Genomic DNA, 17,009 nt, shown 5'->3' on the forward strand with positions numbered 1-17,009 from the left:
TCGCCGGCCCCAGCGGTCGGTCTGCTGACCACGGCAGGTCCTACGATCAGCCCATGATTGATACTCCGGAGCATTGGACCGTGCGCCATTTCTCGCAGGCCAACCCCGCTGGCCCGGGCTGCGATAGCGTTCCGGCCCTCTTGCGACGGCTGGCCGACACCATCGACGCGTTGGGACCTGTTGAGATCCAAGACGTGGTGATCTCGTCAGAGACGACCGAACACGGCCCTTGGCGGTCGGGGACCGTCTACTACCACCTGCCGGAAGACGAATGAGGACTGATCCTGGCACTCACGAGCGGAGCCAGATCACCAGTGCCGCAGCAGTCGCGGTGCCTAGGTAGACGTATCGGCGCTTGTCGTACCGAGTGGCCACGGCCCGGTGCTGCTTGAGTCGGTTGATCGCCCGTTCAACGGTGTTCCGCTTCTTGTACCGCTCTTCATCCCAGCCCGGTGGCCGTCCGCCACGTGAGCCTTTGCGCAGGCGGGCGGCCTGGCTGTCGGCTTTCTCCGGGATGGTGTGCCGGATGCCCCGGCGCCTCAGGTACTGGCGGCAGGGCCCGTTGCTATATGCCTTGTCGGCCGCGACGCTGCCGGGCTTCTTGCGAGGTCTGCCCGGGCCGGTCCGCGGGACGCGGATTGCCTCCAGGACCAGGATGAACTGCGTGCAGTCCGCCCGCTGTCCCGGCGTGACGACCAGAGACAGGGGGCGGCAGCGGCCGGCCGCGCTCAGGTGAAGTTTGCTGGTGAACCCGCCGCGCGAGCGGCCCAGGCCCTCACCTCCAGCACCACCTCCACCAGGCGGCCGACGAGGCTCTCCCACGGTGTCTCGTCCCGATGTTCCACTCCTTCGGCCCCCTTTGAAGCGAGTGCTGGGGGTGGATCGGTGCGGGCACCGGCCGCATGCTGATGCGCGCGGACGATCGTGGAGTCCACCGAGATGTCCCAGTCGATCTCGCCTGCGGCGTCCGCCGCGGCCTGGACCTGCTGGAGCAAGCGTTCCCAGGTGCCGTCGGCCGACCACAGGCGATGGCGTTCATAGACGGTCTTCCACGGCCCGAACCGTTCGGGCAGATCACGCCACTGCACCCCGGTCCGCACCCGGTGCAGAATCCCGTCGATCACCTGCCGGTGATCCCGCCACCTGCCACAACGCCCGTTGCTGACCGGCAGGAACGGCCGCAGCCGTTCCCACTCGGCATCACTCAGATCACCCCGCCCCATGCCCACATCAACGACTCGGACACGCGGTAGTCACATGATCGGCCGGACAAGCCCTAGCCGCATGACGCAAGCACCTCCTTCGCCCCAGCCGTATCGCGCTCAGAGGCCAGCCAGCCCACTCAAAGGCCGCGCCCGCCGGAGCCGGCCCGGCAGCCGTCCAGACCGGCGGACGGGGCGACGTCACGCAGGGACGCCGAGCGGCGGGTGCTCGAGCACGCGGGGCTTGTACTCGACCAGCTGGATGCGGCCGTCGAAGGTGCGGTGCTCGATCATCTCCAGGGCAACGTCCGGATAGCCGTCGTAGATGCGTTCTTCGCCGGTGGCCCCCGTGATCACCGGGAACATCACGACCCGGAAGCGGTCGACGAGTCCGGCTCGCAGCAGGGACCGGCACAGGCTCAGGCTGCCGATCGTGCTGAGGAGCCCCGAGCCACTCGACTTCATGGCGCGGACCGCCTCGACAGCGTCGTCGCGGACGAGCGTGGAGTTGGCCCACGTCAGTGGCTCCTCGAGCGAGGAGGAGAACACCACCTTGGACGCTTGCGTGAGCTCGTCGACGGACGCCTCTTCTTCGGGCCTGAACTCGTCCTGGCCCTCGGGGACCTCGCCTGCGGCGAAGCCCGACATCAGGCGGTAGGTATTCGCTCCCATCAGGTAAGCGGCCTCGGGCTGCTCGCCGAGCCATGCGAGGTACTCCGGCCCCTCGAGACCCCAGAACCCGGGCCACCCCTTTCCCGACGCATGGCCGTCGAGGGAGGTGATGAAGTCGACGAGAAGTTCCGACATGGCAGTGTCCTTTCCTGGGGTGTCACCAGCTTGGACCGACCGGGAGCAACAAACTCATCGGCCGCGCCGTGGAGTAACGAGGTAACGGCCTGGGCCAATCAGCACGCTCAGCCGGGCCCAAGTACCACGCTCAGCGGGTCAACCGAAACACTCAGTCACAAACGTTCCCGTCCATGCCGAAGGGTGCGCGGACTCACGTATTCGAATACCTGTTCGGACGCGTGGAAGCCTGACCAGGAGGTTGGTGCGGGTTTGAAAGTATTTAGGCGGAGGCTGTCATGGGTGGCGGAGTGCATCTGCATGTCGCCTCGGGCTTCTCCGCCCGCCACGGCGCTTTTCCCCCCCCGAGCGATCTAGTCGCCCGGGCCGCGGAGCACGCGATCGGGACACTGCCGCTGACCGACCGCGACAACGTCACGGGCACGGTCCGCTTCGCGAAGGCCGCCATGGCCGCCGGGGTCCGCCCCGTCTTCGGCGTCGACCTCGCGGTCGCCCCGTGCCTGCCGACCTCTTCCCAGGCGCCGGCCCGGGGGCGGACCCCGGTCCGCGGTGGCGCCCATGTCGTCGAGGCGCCCCTGCGCGACACCCTGCCGGCCAAGAACGCTGCCGGGTGGGGCCGGCTGAGCCGGATCGTTTCGGCTGCCCACCTTGCCGACGGGGTGCCGACCGCGTCGCGGGAGACCCTTCAGGCGTACGCGGGCGAGGACCTGGCGGTGAGGCTCGGACCGGCATCCCGAGCCGGTGCGCCCCCTCACGGCGGGCCGGACCGATACCGCCGAGCGGCTGCCCGTGCCGTGGCGGGAACTGGTCGGGGCTGGTCTTCGGCTGAAGGCCTTGTCGTGAGGCTCGCGGGCATGGGCCCGGGGTCTGGACGGCTCGCCGCGCACACGCTCGGCCCGGCGGACCGGCTCGGCATCCCGGCCGTGCTCGGGAACGCGGTCCGCTACGCCGATCCTGGCCAGAACCGGCTCGCGGATGTGCTGGATGCGGCGCGGCTGCTGCGGCCGGTCGACCGGTGGCGGCTGGATTGCGGCGAGCGATGGCTCAAGGGCCCGGACGAGACGGCCGCGGTGGCGGAGCGGCGCACTCGTGCGTCCTGGTCCTGCTCGGCGTCCGCCTGGACGGCACCAAGGAGCTGATCGCCCTGGCCGAGGGGCTGCGCGAGTCGACCGAGTCGTGGGCCGACCTGCTGCGCGACTGCCGCCGACGCGGCATGCGCGACCCTGAGCTGGTCATCGGCCACGGCGCCATGGGCCTTTGGAAGGCCCTCGCCGAGGTCTTCCCCGCCGCCCGCCACCAGCGCTCCTGGGTCCACAAGGCCCGCAACGTCACCAACTGCCTGCCGAAGTCCGCGCAGCCGGGCGCGACGAAGGCGATGCAGGAGATCTACAACGCCGAGGACCGCGGCCACGCCGAGAAGGCGATCGACGCCATTGCGAAGACCTACGGCGCCAAGTTCCCCAAGGCCGTCGCGCAGGTCGTGGCCGACACCCGGGACCTGGGGATCCGGGTCGCGGCCCGCGGCTCCGGCGCCGGCGCCGGCTCCGTGGTCAACCACTCGCCGTTCGTGGCCACGGCGAACCCGCTGGAACACCACCTGTTGTTCGAGCGGTTCCTGTCCGAGCGGCGGGCGTCGCTGCCGGACATCGACATCGACGTGGAGTCCGCCCGCCGCCATGAGGTCTACGACCGGATCTTCGAGCGCTTCGGCGCCGAGCGGGTCACGGTAACGGGGATGCCGGAGACCTACCGTGCGCGGCACGCCCTGCGCTTCCCTGTCAAGTTCTGCATGTTGAGCTGGGGCGGCCCGTCCGGCCTGCGTCTGGACGGCACACGCGTCGGTGAGCCCATGACGCGACAGGACATTGACGGGAAGGCAGTTTCTGCCAGGGAGCCAGATCAGGTACGGAGGAGGGCCGTATCGGCCCCCCTCCGCACCTGATCTGGCTGCTTGACCGCATCATTGGCTGCCTGATCGGCACGGTGTGTGGTCGTGTCTATGCGCTCGCCTGCTTGCCGCTGGTCCGGTGGGCGGCGGGGCTGTGGGTGAGGATGCTGCGGAGTTCGGCAGTCTGCTTGTCGACGGCCTGCGGGCCGTTGCCGGTGAGCAGCCGCACGGACGGCTCGTAGGAGGTTTGCGGGGCGGACATGTTGAGGGAGGACGCGACGGTGAAGCCGGCTTCCTTGATGGCCACGTCGACGAAGTAGGGCAGTCGGGTCTTCTTGCCCGGGACGTGCGGGTAGAGAAAGCTCAGCGCGAACAGCTCGCCGATTTTGGGGACGGTCGAGATGGTGGCGGCGAGGAACGGGTTGTCCTTCACGGGGTAGGCGGCGCCCTGCGCGTCGATGCGCTGCCGGGTGGAGGTCACCGCGATGGGCGCGTGGCAGATCAAGGAGATGGTGACGCCGTTCTCCCGGGCCACATGGAGGGTTTCGCCGAGCCACGGGTTGTCGCGGAAGTCGACCATGGGGGCGTGACCGCCGGGGGTGTGGATGAAGTCGAAGTCGGCGAAGGTGAACGGGTCGGCCGCATCGCGGTGGCGCTGGACGAGGTCCTGCAGCGAGTGGAAGGTGCCCTCGGGCAGCTTGTCGAGGCGGCGGATCAGTTCGGGGCGGTACTCGGCGAGCTCAGGTTCGCTGTTGGGCAGGAGGTCGGAGACCGGGATCCGGCCGATGTGCCGCTCAAGGAGCCGAACTTCCTGCTCGCGGCGGGCGACCAGGTCGGGGTGGCGCTCGCGGAAGCTGTTGACGGTGAACGAGCGGCGGCGCTGCTGCCTGCGCAGGGGGATGGTCTTGGCGCCGATCTTCTCGATGTAGTGCATGGACAGGGCCATGCCGTTGATGTCGAGTTGCGGGGCGTTGCCGTCGGGTGTGGCGAAGGTGAACTCGTAGTCGTCCTCGAACTCCATGAATACTTGAGCCATCTCCACCAGGAAGAACCCGGTCGAGATCGACTTGACCTCGGCCGGCGCCGCCAGCGGCAGCCGGTGACCGGACGAGATGATGATCAGTGCACGACGCTTGGCGGTGGACATGAAAGGGCTCCTTCAGAGGGCCTTGGTGGGGGGGTGGGGCGGGTGGGCCCAGCCAGCCCACTCCTGATTGTGCTGCTGTTGGTGGTGCGGGACGAGTCGCCCGGGCTGCCGGCCGAGAGGCTCCCGCAACGGGGGCGGCATGATGCTTGCGTGAGCAGGGGATGTCGCGTCCCGCTGGGGAAGGGCCTGCTGCCTGCGAGGGTGAGAGGGCCTGGGTGGGTGCGCCGTCCGGGCGCTCTCAGGTGTCGGCGGTGCGGTGACACGCCGTGGTGTGGGCGTGTCATGGCCTGCGGGTCAGGCGCCCGCTACTTGCCTTCGGCTGCCTTGGACACGTGCGCCCACTCGGCCCAGGTGTCCAGGCGCTGCTGGTAGACCTGCGGTGCCATCAAGGTCGGCCCCTCGCCGAAGAACACGCGCAGCGGCGGCTCCTCGGCGTCGACGAGCGTGAGGATCGCGGACTTGAAGCCGACCGGCTCCGGGAGTACGACCTGTGCCCGCTGTGCGGCCATGTTCTCGTGCAGAGCCGCGTACGCGGGATGCGCGTCGGCGATGACGGCGGATGCACCGGACCAGTCGGTGGCGAATCCGCCGGGTTCGACCAGGGTGACCTTGATGCCGAAGCCGACGACCTCCTGGGCGAGTGCGTCCGTCATCCCTTCCAGCGCCCACTTCGACGTGTGGTAGGCACCGAGGGTCGGGAACGCGACGATGCCGCCCATGGTCGAGATCTGGATGATGTGGCCCGCGCGCTGCTCGCGGAGGATCGGGAGGACCGCCTGCGTGACATGGAAGACGCCGAACAGGTTCGTCTCGATCTGGTCGCGCAGCTGCTGCTCGGTGATCTCCTCGACCGTTCCGAAGAGCCCGTAGCCCGCGTTGTTGATGACGACGTCGATCCGCCCGAACGTCTTGTGCGCGGACTTCACCGCGGCGAACACCTGGTCGCGATGGGTGACGTCGAGCTCGATGGGCAAGACGGCGTCGCCGTACTGCTCGACCAGACCGCTGAGAGTGTCCGTGTTGCGGGCGGTCGCTGCGACCTTGTCGCCACGCTCGAGGGCGCCGAGGGCGAACTCGCGGCCGAAGCCCTTCGATGCGCCGGTGATGAACCAGACTTTGCTCATGATGTGAACCTTCTGTTGGTAGGGACGGCCGCCCTCGAACGGGAGGGCTGTCCGGGTGTAGATGGGCGGCGGTAGCGGCCCGGCATGTCATGGCCCGAGGGCCGGAGGTTTCCTTACTTGCCTTCCGCGGCCTTGGACACGTGCGCCCACTGGGCCCAGGTCTCCAGGCGCTGCTGGTAGACCGCGGGTATCCACTGGGTGGGCTGCTCGCCGAAGAAGACGCGCAGCGGCGGCTGCTCGGCGTCGACGATCTGGAGGATCGCGCCGCCGACCCCCTCGGGGCCGGGCGCCTGGGCGGAGGCGCCCATCTCGGTCAGCGACGCGTACAGCGGGCCGTAGGCGTCCTGGCCGTGCGCGGTAAAGACCGCCGAGCTCGCGAAGTCGGTGGCGAAGGCGCCGGGCTCGATCAGCGTGACCTTGACGCCGAAGGGCGCGACTTCCTGGGAGAGGGCCTCGCTCATCCCTTCCAGCGCCCACTTGGAGGCGCTGTAGCCGCCCGTACCGCCGAAGGTGGCCACCCCCATGGCAGAGGAGATCTGGACGATGTGGCCGCTGCCCTGCTCCCGCAGGACGGGCAGTACCGCCTGGGTGACGTGGAAGACGCCGAAGACGTTGGTCTCCAGCTGGTCGCGCAGCTCCTGCTCGCCGAGGTCCTCCACGGCGCCGATCAGGGAGTAGCCGGCGTTGTTGACCACCACGTCCAGTCGGCTGAACCGCTCCTTGGCCGCCGCGACCGCCTCGAACACCTGGGTGCGGTCGGTGACGTCCAGCTGCAGCGGCAGCACCGCGTCACCGTACTGCTCGGCCAGGTCGGCCAGCGCCTTGGTGTTGCGGGCGGTGGCCGCGACCTTGTCGCCGCGCTGTAGGGCGGCCTCGGCGAACTGGCGGCCGAAGCCGCGCGAGGAACCCGTGATGAACCAGATCTTGCTCATGGAAACACTCCCACTCGAAACGACGTCTTACATGAAGACTGTAACTCTATTTGAGACTCAGTATCAAGTTGAGATCTTCATGTACTCTGCGGGTATGAGTGACTCCGCCGCTACCCCCACCCGCTCCACGGCCAAGCCCGGGCTTCGCGAGCGCCAGCGCGCCACGATCCGGGCGGAAGTGACAGACGTGGCCCTCAGGCTCTTCGCCAAGCAGGGATTCGACCGGACGACCGTCGACCAGATCGCCGCCGAGGCCGGACTGTCGCGCGCCAGCCTGTTCCGCCATTTCGGCACGAAAGAAGACATCGTTCTGGCCGACCTGGACGAGATCGGCCGCCAGGTCACCGACGCGCTCGCCGCCCGGCCCGACGAAGAGCGGCCCTGGGACGCGCTGCGCCGGGTGTTCGACGTGATGACGCGGATGCTCGAGGCAGAACCCGAGCGAATGCTCAGCTATCTGCGGATGCTCCAGGAGACGCCGTCACTGCGCGCCCGGCACTTCGAGAAGCAGATGCACTGGCAGGAGATAATGGCCCCGGAGATCGCACGGCGACTGGGGACCAGTCCCGGCCAGCCGGACGATCCCCGGCCGGCCGCGCTCGTCGCGGCCGCCCTCGCCTGCGCGGACGCGGCTTCGGCGGCGTGGGTGGCCTGCAAGGGAGCAGTTCCACTGACCGTGCTGCTCGACCGCGCCATGGGCGCATTCGCTGACTAGCTGTTCTGCCTGCGGTCCCGAACTGAAGAGGACTGGGCGACAGAACTCCAGTTTTCCCGTCTGTCCTGCGAGCCTGGCCCAGCCAGACCCGTGAGCCTTTTCCAACCTCACGTTGAGGCGTGGTGAAGGACGACGACCGCCTTCACCACGTCCGTGATCCGGTTCGTGCTGCAGCGGAGCTTCCGGAGGAGGCGCCACCCCTTGAGGGTGGCCATGGCGCGTTCGCCGAGGCAGCGGATCTTGGCGTGGGTGGTGTTGTGACGACGCTTCCATCGCTTGAGGCGACGGCCGCGAAAGGGCACCCGGACAGGCCCGCCAGCTCCCTGGTACGCCTTGTCCGCCCAGCATTTGAGGTCCGCCTCAGCGAGGGCTTCGGTGATCCCGTGGTGGCGTGCGGCGGTCAGGTCGTGAGTCGAGCCGGGCAGAGCCGGCGAGGCCCAGAGCAGGCGTCCGAACGGGCCGGTGGGGACCTGGACGTTCATGCCGTGGCGTTTGTGTTTCCCGGAGTAGTACGGGGTGTCGGCGGCGATCCGGTCGATCGGCAGCAGGGTGCCATCCAGAATCACGAACGCCTTCATCTGGATCGTCTTCATCGCCTCGGCCAGGGATGGGGCGAGGGCGGCCAGTACGTCGACGGCCTCGCGTATGTAGCGGAAGGCGGTCGCGATCCCGATACCGAACCCAGCGGCGAGCTGGGCGTAGGTGTCACCACACCACAGGTGGGCGAGGGCGAGCAGGGCTTGGCGCCCTGGTGCCAGTCGTCGCCACCGCGTGCCGATCTCCTGCCGCCGGGAGGTGAGATGTCCGGCCAGATATCGCAGGGTGCGACTGGACAGGTCGATCGACGACGGGTAGACAAGCACGCGAGGCTCCTGGCAGCACGGTGGATCTTGGTCATGACACCGACTACCAGGAGCTTCGTCGTTGCGCAGGAGCGTCCAACTCGTGGCCACTACCGCCAGGTTGAAAAAGGCTCACTGGCACCGCACCCACACCTTCAAAGACGCCCCACCCACATACCCCCCCTCCCCCACAACCAGACACCACCCCCACCCACGATCCTCGGCATCCGCGTGCACACACGCACACGAGGCCCAGACACACACAGAGGGCCTCGCCCGACTGTCACACCAGCATGCCGTCCCAGCGCGGATCCGGGCACTGGCAAATCCCACCTGCTGATCGCGCTCGGCACAGAGACCGCAATGGCCGGCTACCGGGTCAAGTACGTCCTGGCGACCAAGCTGGTTCGGCTGGCTCCGGCCAGGGTCAGGGGGAGGCTGCCGAAGAGCGTCCCGGTCAGGCGCACGACGCCGCTGGTGATCGCTTCCGTGTAGCCGCGTGAGACAGGCGCAGGACCGGTGCAAACCACGCTGCCCAACGACCCGCTCAGACCAGAGCCGCCCGCCGTCGCCACCGGCCGGCACGGCTCCAATCGGGTGGAATACAGGTGAAGATCCGGCGCGCCGCAGGTGCCGCCGCATCCGAAGAAACGATCGGGCTCTGGTACGACAGGCTCGCTCCCATGCGACCGAAAGGTGCTCGCCCATGACTCCCACAACCCGCAACGCGCCAGAGCCAGGAACGCCCCAGCGGCCGGAACCCCGCCGTCGCCGCGGTCTGGCGGCGCTACTCACCGGCATCCTGATGGCCGCCGCCCTGCCACTGGTCGCCGGGGCCCCGCAGGCCCGGGCCGCCGTCAGCCTCGACGAATACCCCGTACCCACCCCCAGCACCCCGGTCGGCATCACCACCGGCCCCGACGGCAACTTGTGGTTCACCGAGGCCGTCGGCAACAAGATCGGCCGGATGAGCCCGACGGGCACCCTCATCGCCGAGTACCCCTTGCCCGGTGAGTTCAGCACCCCCCACGACATCACCACCGGCCCGGACGGGAACGTCTGGTTCACCATGCAGCACTTCGACTCCCGGGTCGGGAAGATCGACATGACCGGCACGGTCACCGAGTACCCGCTCCCCGACCAGTTCGACGAGCCCACCGGGATCACCGCCGGCCCGGACGGGGCCATGTGGTTCACCGAGCAGAACGCCCACCGGATCGGCCGCATCACCACCGCCGGCGCCCTCACCGAGTACCCCCTGCCCGCCGGCTCCGGCCAGCCGTCCTACATCACCTCCGGGCCGGACGGGAACCTGTGGTTCACCGAAATCGGCGACAACCTCATTGGCCGCATGACCCCGTCAGGCGTCGTCACCGAGTTCCCGGTCCCCGGTGGCGGCGGCCCGACCGACATCACCACGGGCCCCGACGGGAACCTCTGGTTCACCGTGTTCGGCGGCAACCGGATCGGCCGGATCACCCCGTCCGGCGTGATGACCCAGTACGACGTACCGTCGAGCGGCCTCGCGCCCCAGCCCCAGGACATCACCGCCGGGCCGGACGACAGCCTGTGGTTCACCGAACGCAACAGCGGGCAGATCGGTCGGATCAGCACGTCCGGCGTCATCGCCGAGTTCCCCCTGCCCTCCTCGGAGCGCGGCCCCTGGGGCATCACCAAGGGCCCGGACGACGACATCTGGTTCGCCGAGACCTCCAGCTTCATCGGGCACATCCACCTGACCGAAGCCGATCTGGCCGTCGCGAAGTCCGACGCGGGCTCCGACCCCGTCGTGGAGGGCCAGAACGTGACATACACGCTCACCGCGACGAACAACGGCCCGCAGACGGCCGAGGGGGTCGTCCTCCAGGACACCCTCCCGGCCGGACTGCAGTTCGTCTCGGCGTCCCCCGGGTGCACCGCGGCCGGCACCACCCCGGACGTCGTCACCTGTGGCATCGGCACCCTCACCGCCGGTGCGAGCGCCGCGCGGACCATCACCGCGAAGGCCACGACCGAGGACATCGCCGTCGATACGGCGGGCGTAGCCGGCGCGGTCTCTGACCCGGCCCCGGCCAACGACACTGCGACGGAGACCACCACCGTCGACGCGGTCACCTGCTTCGGCGAACAGCCCACCATCACCGGCACCCCCGGCGACGACCGGATCAACGGCACGCCCGGACGTGATGTCATCCTCGCCCACGGCGGCAACGACACCATCAACAGCGGCGCTGGCGACGACCTCGTATGCGGCGGTCCCGGGGCGGACTCGGTCACCGGCGGCCCCGGCAACGACCTCGTCGCGGGCGGCGTCGGCGACGACACCCTCCACGGCTCCGCGGGCGACGACACCGTGACCGGCGGCCCCGGCAACGACTCCCTCTTCGGCGACGTCGGCAACGACAACCTCGACGGCGGCCCGGGAACGAACAACAACAACGGCGGTGCCGGCACCGACGTCTGCGCCAACCCCGGCACGGGCCCCGGCTGTCCGTGACCCCGACGGGGTGCTCCCGACACCGGGACCCCGGCCGGGAGCACCCCGCCCCCGGCCTCAGCCGTCGAGCAGCCGCCGATCGGCTCCGACAATGCCCTCGGCCAGGAAGTCCCCCTCAGCTGCCGATCCGAGCCGGTCGGCCGCCGGTCCGATTCTGAGCATCGGAGTTGTCCATCCGGGCCGGGTAGCGCGCTCAGTCACACGTTTCCCATTCCTACCGAAGGGCGTGCGGGCGCGTGTTCGAATATCTGTTCGGTACGGTGGAAGTCTGACCAGGAGGTTAGTGCGGGTTTGGGGGTATTTAGGCGGAGGCTGTCATGGGTGGTGGGGTGCATCTGCATGGCGCCTCCGGCTTCTCCGCCCCGCTACGGCGCTTCCCACCCGAGCGATCTGGTCGCCCGGGCCGCGGAGCGCGGGATCGGGACCTTGGCGCTGACCGACCGCGACAACGTCACGGGCACGGTCCGCTTCGCGAAGGCCGCCATGGCCGCCGGGGTCCGCCCCGTCTTCGGCGTCGACCTCGCGGTCGCCCCGTGCCTGCCGACCTCTTCCCAGGCGCCGGCCCGGGGGCGGACCCCGGTCCGCGGTGGCGCCCATGTCGTCGAGGCGCCCCTGCGCGACACCCTGCCGGCCAAGAACGCTGCCGGGTGGGGCCGGCTGAGCCGGATCGTTTCGGCTGCCCACCTTGCCGACGGGGTGCCGACCGCGTCGCGGGAGACCCTTCAGGCGTACGCGGGCGAGGACCTGGCGGTGAGGCTCGGGCCGGCGCCCGAGCCGGTGCGCGCGCTCGCGGCGGGCCGGGCTGATGTCGCTGAGCGGCTGCTCGTGCCGTGGCGGGAGCTGGTGGGGGCCGGTCTTCGGCTGGAGGTCTTGTCGTGAGGCTCGCGGGCATGGGCCCGGGGTCTGGACGGCTTGCCGCGCACACGCTCGGCCCGGCGGACCGGCTCGGCATCCCGGCCGTGCTCGGGAACGCGGTCCGCTACGCCGATCCTGGCCAGAACCGGCTCGCGGATGTGCTGGATGCGGCGCGGCTGCTGCGGCCGGTCGACCGGTGGCGGCTGGATTGCGGCGAGCGATGGCTCAAGGGCCCGGACGAGACGGCCGCGGTGGCGGAGCGAATCTGCACGGACGCCGGCGGCGGCCCGGGCCGCGCAGCCCGGCTGCTCGCCGAGACCCTCCGGACGGCGGAGGCGTGCGTCGTCGATCCGGTGGCGGACCTGGGCATGGGCACTGCGCATTTCCCGGAGCCGACGGTCGTCGGCGCGGATCCGGGGGCAGGCGGGGCGATGCGGCTGCTGCGGCAGCGGTGTGAGGCCGGGATGGTCGCCCGCGGCCTCGATACCGACCGGCGGTCGGTGGAGCAGCTGGAGTACGAGCTGGGGATCATCGGCCGGCTCGGCTACGAGGGGTATTTCCTCGCGGTCGCGCAGGTCGTGGCCGACACCCGGGATATGGGGATCCGGGTCGCGGCCCGCGGCTCCGGCGCCGGCTCCATGGTCAACCACTCGCTGTTCGTGGCGACCGCGAACCCGCTGGAACACCACCTGTTGTTCGAGCGGTTCCTGTCCGAGCGGCGGGCGTCGCTGCCAGACATCGACATCGACGTGGAGTCCGCCCGCCGCCTTGAGGTCTACGACCGGATCTTCGAGCGTTTCGGCGCTGAGCGGGTCGCGGTGACGGGGATGCCGGAGACCTACCGTGCGCGGCACGCCCTGCGTGACACCGGGCTCGCGCTCGGCCTGCCCCCGCACGTCGTCGACCGGGGCGCGAAAGCCTTCCCGCACATCCGGGCCTGTGACATCCGCTCCGCACTCGCTGAGCTCCCCGAACTGCGCCGTCTGAACGCCGAGGCCGGCGAGTACGGGCCGTTGTGGGAGCTGGCCGAGGGGCTCGACAAGCTTCTGCGCGGGATGGCGATGCACCCCTGCGGCGTGTGATCCTGTCGAACGCTGCGTTGCTGGATCGGTTGCCGGTTCAGCCCACCGCGCAGGGCAAGTACCCGATGGTCCAGGCCGACAAGGACGACGTCGAAGACCTCGGCCTGCTCAAGCTCGACGTCCTGGGCGTGAGGATGCAGTCCGCGACGGCCCACGCCGTCGCCGAGATCCGCCGTACCACCGGCCGCCAGATCGACCTCGACAACGCAGATCACGTCCCCCTCGACGACGTCTTCGCCTTCAAAATGATCCAGGACAGCGACACGGTCGGCATGTTCCAGCTCGAGTCACCCGGTCAGCAGGACCTCGTCGGCCGGCTCCAGCCGCGCGACCCCCAGGACGTCATCGCCGACATCTCGCTGTTCAGGCCGGGCCCCGTGTTGTTCCCGCACTGGCTGTGTCCCTCGCAGGTCATGTCCCATAGGCGCGAGGTAGTGCCTCTTGAGATGTCGGTCTGCTGTTGCGAGGTGTGTCCCGTGTATCTCGCGAAGGAATTCACTCGCAGGGGTGTGGGCGGGGAGGGCCTGTCGGCGTACCCACGGGTGAGTCTCGGGCGGGTACCCGTGAACGTGCCCGGCGGGTGGAGGCAGCCGGGCGGCAGAGCTAACAAATGGGAGTGACAGGCTTTGACCTGCCGGGCATGATCGGTTAGTTGTTCCGTCATGTCTGACTTCGGGGGTACGCCACGTCCATCCACATCGAACGAGTCTGGTCGCTGCCTTGGACTGCCGCTGACCCCAGCCGGAACATTTTCGACTGGGACGATGATGAGGCGGCACGGCTGACGGCGCTTGTCGTCCCGATGGTTCCTTCCGAAGCCGACCGGGCGGCTGATCCCGACCGGGTGGCGGGCTATCGGTTCATGGACAACGTCACCGTGCTCCTGGTGTCCCGTTACGGCCGGTGGGCCTGCGGTTGGGACCGCTCCGTCCACAACGGCGGACCCGTCGAAGCCTGGTGCTGCGAGTCACACTCGGTCACAGACGCACATGAGACCGCCGAACGCGTCGTGGCCTGCCTCCTGGAGTGGCGTGACTGGCTGGAGGACAGGGCCGAGCGGTTCGAGCAGCTTGCACCGCATCCCGACGCGGACGCCGAGGACCGAAGCTGGCATCTGGAACGCGCGGTGACCCGCCTGGTCACCGCGGTCGTCAACAGCACGCACGCCGAATCGTCCTGGTACGGGCTCTGCGAGACGACGCTGACCTGGTTCCTCACCTCCACCGGCCTTGGCTCCGAAGAGGCGCAGAAGGCGGTGGAAGCCGCTATCGGCGGCCAGTTCAAGAGCCACGTTGCACCTGCCCCGACCCTGGTCGACACGGTTGGAGAGGACCTGGCGATTCGCCTGACCGGTCGCGGGTTCTATCGTGAGCGATGACGCGCTGGCAGCGTGGTGCAAGGTCAGGGAGCAGGTCGACTGGTCCTCGGCCGCGAGCGTAGGCCCGGCACCGGTGCGCCCGGCCGTCGACGGACTCGCTGCCTGGTTCGACGGTCCGGTCCGCCTTCGCGACCCGGATCGCGCCGACCGGCTGCTCGCTGCGATGGCCCTGTCCCGCGTCGCGGCCTCACAGGGAGAGCCGCTCACCCCGACCCTTCTCACCGACTGGCAGAGGCTGGTTCTCGGTGTGAACGAGGTGGGTCTGCGTAAGAGCGACGCCTTCGCCAAGGGCGGCCGGGAACGATACGGCCTCACGCCCCACACATGGCAGGACTTCGCCGCCTGCCTGCACCAGAGCGCCGACCCGTCAGTTCCCCTGACAGCCCGCGCAGCCAGGGCATACCTCGACATCGCCTTCTTCCACCCCTACCCAGACGGTAACGCCCGCCTGGCACTGCTGATCCTCGCCCACGTCCTGGAGAGGGAAGGAGTACGCCTGGACGAAGTGGGGCCGCTGCAAACCACCCGCTACGCGGACGACCCTGACGGCGCTCTCGACTTGGCGGCTCTGGTCACCGTGCTGATCCGCGCCACTCACCGTAGGGCAACCGCACGGTGAGTGAAGGCTCCCGTCGAAGCTGACAGGTGAGCATGTTCAGCGGCTCTGTCGCTGATCTTGTGACGTCAGCCATCGAATCGGGTCCAGTCGACGGGGAAGTCCGCCAGCGGTTCCAGGGCGCTTCGGTGGGTGGCGCCGGCCCAGACATCGAAATCTTCGCCGCCCTCGTTGCTGACGCGCACGACGAGGCCGGGGGCCACGTAGAAGTGGGTGGGTGCCCAGGGCCAGAAGGGACGCAAGGGTACAGGGTGCAGTGCTTGGGTGAGTTGAGCGACCTGTGCTGCCGTGAGCCTGCGCGGCAGGGCCAGATAGTCGGCGCCCATGGATGCCTCAAAGAGGGAGAACTGGATCAGGAAGCCGCTGAGCGGTTCCTGTTCGGCGATCGGTTCCTCGTCGAATTCACGGAACCAGACAGTCGGATCGGCCTCAGGTCCGTCTAGCGTCCACAGGAGCGACCAGAGGAAGCCTCCTTGGTTCTCGACGCCAAAGACGAGCATCTCCCCGAGATGGTCGGTGTGCATGTCTGGCTCGGGCAGGATGCGGTTCTGGGTTCCGAGGGCACCCGGCCGCTGCTTCGCGAGCCGGTGCAGCTGCCTCAGTCCAGCAGGCAGGCGTGACGGAGCGCAGCCGGCAGGTGGTTCGGTGGCGCCTGCGGCGGGGTACCAGCCGGTGACGAACTGTTCCAGCGCTGCCGCACGATCACCGTTCACATTCCTGAGCCACTCGAGGCCCGGCAGGTCCACGGGGGGAAATGCTGGGCGTACCCGGTTGAGGAGTTGTCGACTCAAGGGTGCTTCAAAGCGCAGTTCGCAGTTGGTGAGAACGCCGTCGGATGTGCTGGCCTGGCTCACCTTGGCAGTGCCCAGGTCCAGGACCCCTTCTCCGAGGCGGACCGCGATGTGGATCGGCAACGAACGTCCGTCCGTGCCCCAGGGTGACCCCATCAGTCGCTCTGTGACCGGGGCTGGTGCGGGCCCGATCAGACGGACCTCCTCAGCGCTCCACACAGCGCTCCTGGCGGGTGCGTCATTCGCTTCCACGATGATCACCATCCCCGCCTGGCCTATGACGATGCTGGCGCCCCCCACCATGAAGCACCCGGCGCTCACCGAGCCACCGACGAGCACGGGTACGTGCTCCTCATCGAATACCAGCGCCGGAATGACGGCGGAGCCCTGATCAGTCATCCCCGCATCATCCTCGACCACCACTGGGCATCCCCAATGTCTGCCATCTGTGACCGTCACAAGATCGGCGCCAGAGCTCGTTCAGCATTACGCGGCTGAGTACTTACCCGTGTACGCCGGCAGGGCCCTCGGATGGGGACCACCACCGTCGGGACGGAGGTCAGCTGCAAGTCCCGATGACGGTTTCCGGTCGTCGAGGCGGAAGTGCCCTCAGGGAGGGTGGTCCGGATTGTCGGCGGAGTTGGTTGATCTCCTCGTGCTGGGCGGCGAGTTGAGACAGGGCTCGCTTCTTGAAGTCGGTCAGGGCCTCGATCGTCGTGGCATGCTCGGCAAGGCGGTCCTGCAGGGCTTTGTTGGCGGCTTTCAGCCGGTCAATCTGGGCGTCCCTGGGGTCCGGAATGTCGCCGGCTTCGTGAAGAGCTTGCAGGCGCCGGTTGAACTCGTCGGCCAGGTGTTGGTAGGAGCCGGGGCGGATGCTGCCGTCCCGGTCCTTCTTCGCGTAGAAGCCGGTCCGGGTCACTCCGGCCTCGGCTGCGAGGGTCTTGAGGTCGCAGCGGCCGCCGGCGGGGACTTCCCCATTCAGGAGTCGGTCCATGGCCGCGCGAATGGATTGTTCATTGCGGGCCCGGCTGGTTTCGGTGATCTGTCCCATCAGGGTGTTGCCTCCGTGGCTGTGGCTGCTCGACTTCCGATACCTCTGGTTGAAAACCTGGAAGAGAGCGGAGGCGGCGTCA

Annotated in this window: 14 protein-coding genes and 3 pseudogenes; 9 read left to right on the forward strand and 8 right to left on the reverse strand. The window is 68.9% G+C overall.

Going from position 1 to position 17,009, the window contains the following annotated elements; genetic code table 11:
• The first annotated feature begins 53 nt into the window (after positions 1 to 53).
• Positions 54 to 275, forward strand: coding sequence for a hypothetical protein (locus tag ACN9M0_RS00130; protein WP_366042613.1), 222 nt, complete (start codon positions 54 to 56; stop codon positions 273 to 275).
• Positions 276 to 291: 16 nt separating this feature from the next.
• Here the strand turns inward: ACN9M0_RS00130 and ACN9M0_RS00135 are convergent.
• Both ACN9M0_RS00135 and ACN9M0_RS00140 read right to left on the reverse strand, forming a co-directional pair.
• Positions 292 to 1,223 (reverse strand): IS5 family transposase gene (locus tag ACN9M0_RS00135; protein WP_426402800.1). Its coding sequence is split into 2 segments (ribosomal slippage): positions 292 to 888 and positions 891 to 1,223, totalling 930 coding nucleotides; the frame shifts between segments, so codons are not numbered across the junction.
• A 180-nt stretch (positions 1,224 to 1,403) separates the two neighbouring features.
• The gene (locus ACN9M0_RS00140) at positions 1,404 to 2,009 is read right to left on the reverse strand and encodes a dihydrofolate reductase family protein (protein WP_366042614.1); all 606 of its coding nucleotides are present in this window, start codon (positions 2,007 to 2,009) and stop codon (positions 1,404 to 1,406) included.
• Positions 2,010 to 2,287: 278 nt separating this feature from the next.
• On the opposite strand from ACN9M0_RS00140, the gene ACN9M0_RS00145 reads away from it, so the two are divergent.
• Positions 2,288 to 3,148: a PHP domain-containing protein gene (locus ACN9M0_RS00145; RefSeq protein WP_426402801.1), complete on the forward strand. Its 861-nt coding sequence runs from the start codon at positions 2,288 to 2,290 to the stop codon at positions 3,146 to 3,148.
• Positions 3,100 to 3,951 (forward strand): annotated as a pseudogene (locus tag ACN9M0_RS00150) (transposase); the annotation flags it as partial. The gene ACN9M0_RS00145 and the pseudogene ACN9M0_RS00150, both read left to right, overlap by 49 nt.
• A 55-nt stretch (positions 3,952 to 4,006) precedes the next feature.
• Here the strand turns inward: ACN9M0_RS00150 and ACN9M0_RS00155 are convergent.
• The 3 genes from ACN9M0_RS00155 to ACN9M0_RS00165 all read right to left on the reverse strand — a co-directional run bounded on the left by ACN9M0_RS00155 (position 4,007) and on the right by ACN9M0_RS00165 (position 7,100).
• Positions 4,007 to 5,044, reverse strand: coding sequence for a hypothetical protein (locus tag ACN9M0_RS00155; RefSeq protein WP_426402802.1), 1,038 nt, complete (start codon positions 5,042 to 5,044; stop codon positions 4,007 to 4,009).
• Between the two features lie 305 nt (positions 5,045 to 5,349).
• Entirely contained in the window at positions 5,350 to 6,168 is an 819-nt protein-coding gene (locus ACN9M0_RS00160) for an SDR family oxidoreductase (RefSeq protein WP_426402803.1), read from the reverse strand.
• 113 nt (positions 6,169 to 6,281) lie between these two features.
• On the reverse strand, positions 6,282 to 7,100 hold the full coding sequence (locus ACN9M0_RS00165) for an SDR family NAD(P)-dependent oxidoreductase (RefSeq protein ID WP_426402804.1): 819 nt from the start codon (positions 7,098 to 7,100) through the stop codon (positions 6,282 to 6,284).
• 94 nt (positions 7,101 to 7,194) lie between these two features.
• On the opposite strand from ACN9M0_RS00165, the gene ACN9M0_RS00170 reads away from it, so the two are divergent.
• Positions 7,195 to 7,815 (forward strand): TetR/AcrR family transcriptional regulator, encoded by a 621-nt coding sequence (locus ACN9M0_RS00170; protein ID WP_426402805.1) that lies wholly within the window; start codon positions 7,195 to 7,197, stop codon positions 7,813 to 7,815.
• Between the two features lie 107 nt (positions 7,816 to 7,922).
• Here the strand turns inward: ACN9M0_RS00170 and ACN9M0_RS00175 are convergent, their stop codons facing one another.
• A complete protein-coding gene (locus tag ACN9M0_RS00175) occupies positions 7,923 to 8,678 on the reverse strand; it encodes a transposase family protein (protein ID WP_426402806.1) in 756 nt (251 codons plus the stop codon).
• A 288-nt stretch (positions 8,679 to 8,966) separates the two neighbouring features.
• On the opposite strand from ACN9M0_RS00175, the pseudogene ACN9M0_RS00180 reads away from it, so the two are divergent.
• The 5 genes and pseudogenes from ACN9M0_RS00180 to ACN9M0_RS00200 all read left to right on the forward strand — a co-directional run.
• A pseudogene (locus ACN9M0_RS00180) lies at positions 8,967 to 9,110 on the forward strand (ATP-binding protein); the annotation flags it as partial.
• Positions 9,111 to 9,363: 253 nt separating this feature from the next.
• On the forward strand, positions 9,364 to 11,154 hold the full coding sequence (locus ACN9M0_RS00185; protein ID WP_426402807.1) for a virginiamycin B lyase family protein: 1,791 nt from the start codon (positions 9,364 to 9,366) through the stop codon (positions 11,152 to 11,154).
• A 317-nt stretch (positions 11,155 to 11,471) separates the two neighbouring features.
• A pseudogene (locus tag ACN9M0_RS00190) lies at positions 11,472 to 13,471 on the forward strand (PHP domain-containing protein); the annotation flags it as partial.
• Positions 13,472 to 13,893: 422 nt separating this feature from the next.
• Entirely contained in the window at positions 13,894 to 14,469 is a 576-nt protein-coding gene (locus ACN9M0_RS00195) for a hypothetical protein (RefSeq protein ID WP_426402808.1), read from the forward strand.
• Entirely contained in the window at positions 14,459 to 15,088 is a 630-nt protein-coding gene (locus ACN9M0_RS00200; protein WP_366042616.1) for a Fic family protein, read from the forward strand. The genes ACN9M0_RS00195 and ACN9M0_RS00200 overlap by 11 nt, the downstream gene beginning before the upstream one ends.
• Positions 15,089 to 15,153: 65 nt before the next feature.
• Here the strand turns inward: ACN9M0_RS00200 and ACN9M0_RS00205 are convergent, their stop codons facing one another.
• Together ACN9M0_RS00205 and ACN9M0_RS00210 are read right to left on the reverse strand one after the other, a co-directional pair.
• Positions 15,154 to 16,299 carry a hypothetical protein gene (locus tag ACN9M0_RS00205; RefSeq protein WP_426402809.1) on the reverse strand — a complete coding sequence of 382 codons (1,146 nt, stop codon included), beginning with the start codon at positions 16,297 to 16,299 and terminating at the stop codon, positions 15,154 to 15,156.
• 136 nt (positions 16,300 to 16,435) lie between these two features.
• Positions 16,436 to 16,927 carry a hypothetical protein gene (locus tag ACN9M0_RS00210; RefSeq protein WP_366042618.1) on the reverse strand — a complete coding sequence of 164 codons (492 nt, stop codon included), beginning with the start codon at positions 16,925 to 16,927 and terminating at the stop codon, positions 16,436 to 16,438.
• Between the last annotated feature and the right edge of the window lie 82 nt (positions 16,928 to 17,009).

The sequence above is a fragment of the Streptomyces sp. R-07 genome (assembly GCF_049913175.1).
Taxonomy (GTDB): domain Bacteria; phylum Actinomycetota; class Actinomycetes; order Streptomycetales; family Streptomycetaceae; genus Streptomyces.

Excerpts from the sequence above, each read along its gene's own strand:
- ACN9M0_RS00130 (WP_366042613.1), top strand. The coding sequence starts at position 54 with ATGATTGATACTCCGGAGCATTGGACCGTGCGCCATTTCTCGCAGGCC.
- ACN9M0_RS00140 (WP_366042614.1), bottom strand. The coding sequence starts at position 2,009 with ATGTCGGAACTTCTCGTCGACTTCATCACCTCCCTCGACGGCCATGCG.
- ACN9M0_RS00145 (WP_426402801.1), top strand. The coding sequence starts at position 2,288 with ATGGGTGGCGGAGTGCATCTGCATGTCGCCTCGGGCTTCTCCGCCCGC.
- ACN9M0_RS00155 (WP_426402802.1), bottom strand. The coding sequence starts at position 5,044 with ATGTCCACCGCCAAGCGTCGTGCACTGATCATCATCTCGTCCGGTCAC.
- ACN9M0_RS00160 (WP_426402803.1), bottom strand. The coding sequence starts at position 6,168 with ATGAGCAAAGTCTGGTTCATCACCGGCGCATCGAAGGGCTTCGGCCGC.
- ACN9M0_RS00165 (WP_426402804.1), bottom strand. The coding sequence starts at position 7,100 with ATGAGCAAGATCTGGTTCATCACGGGTTCCTCGCGCGGCTTCGGCCGC.
- ACN9M0_RS00170 (WP_426402805.1), top strand. The coding sequence starts at position 7,195 with ATGAGTGACTCCGCCGCTACCCCCACCCGCTCCACGGCCAAGCCCGGG.
- ACN9M0_RS00185 (WP_426402807.1), top strand. The coding sequence starts at position 9,364 with ATGACTCCCACAACCCGCAACGCGCCAGAGCCAGGAACGCCCCAGCGG.
- ACN9M0_RS00195 (WP_426402808.1), top strand. The coding sequence starts at position 13,894 with ATGGTTCCTTCCGAAGCCGACCGGGCGGCTGATCCCGACCGGGTGGCG.
- ACN9M0_RS00210 (WP_366042618.1), bottom strand. The coding sequence starts at position 16,927 with ATGGGACAGATCACCGAAACCAGCCGGGCCCGCAATGAACAATCCATT.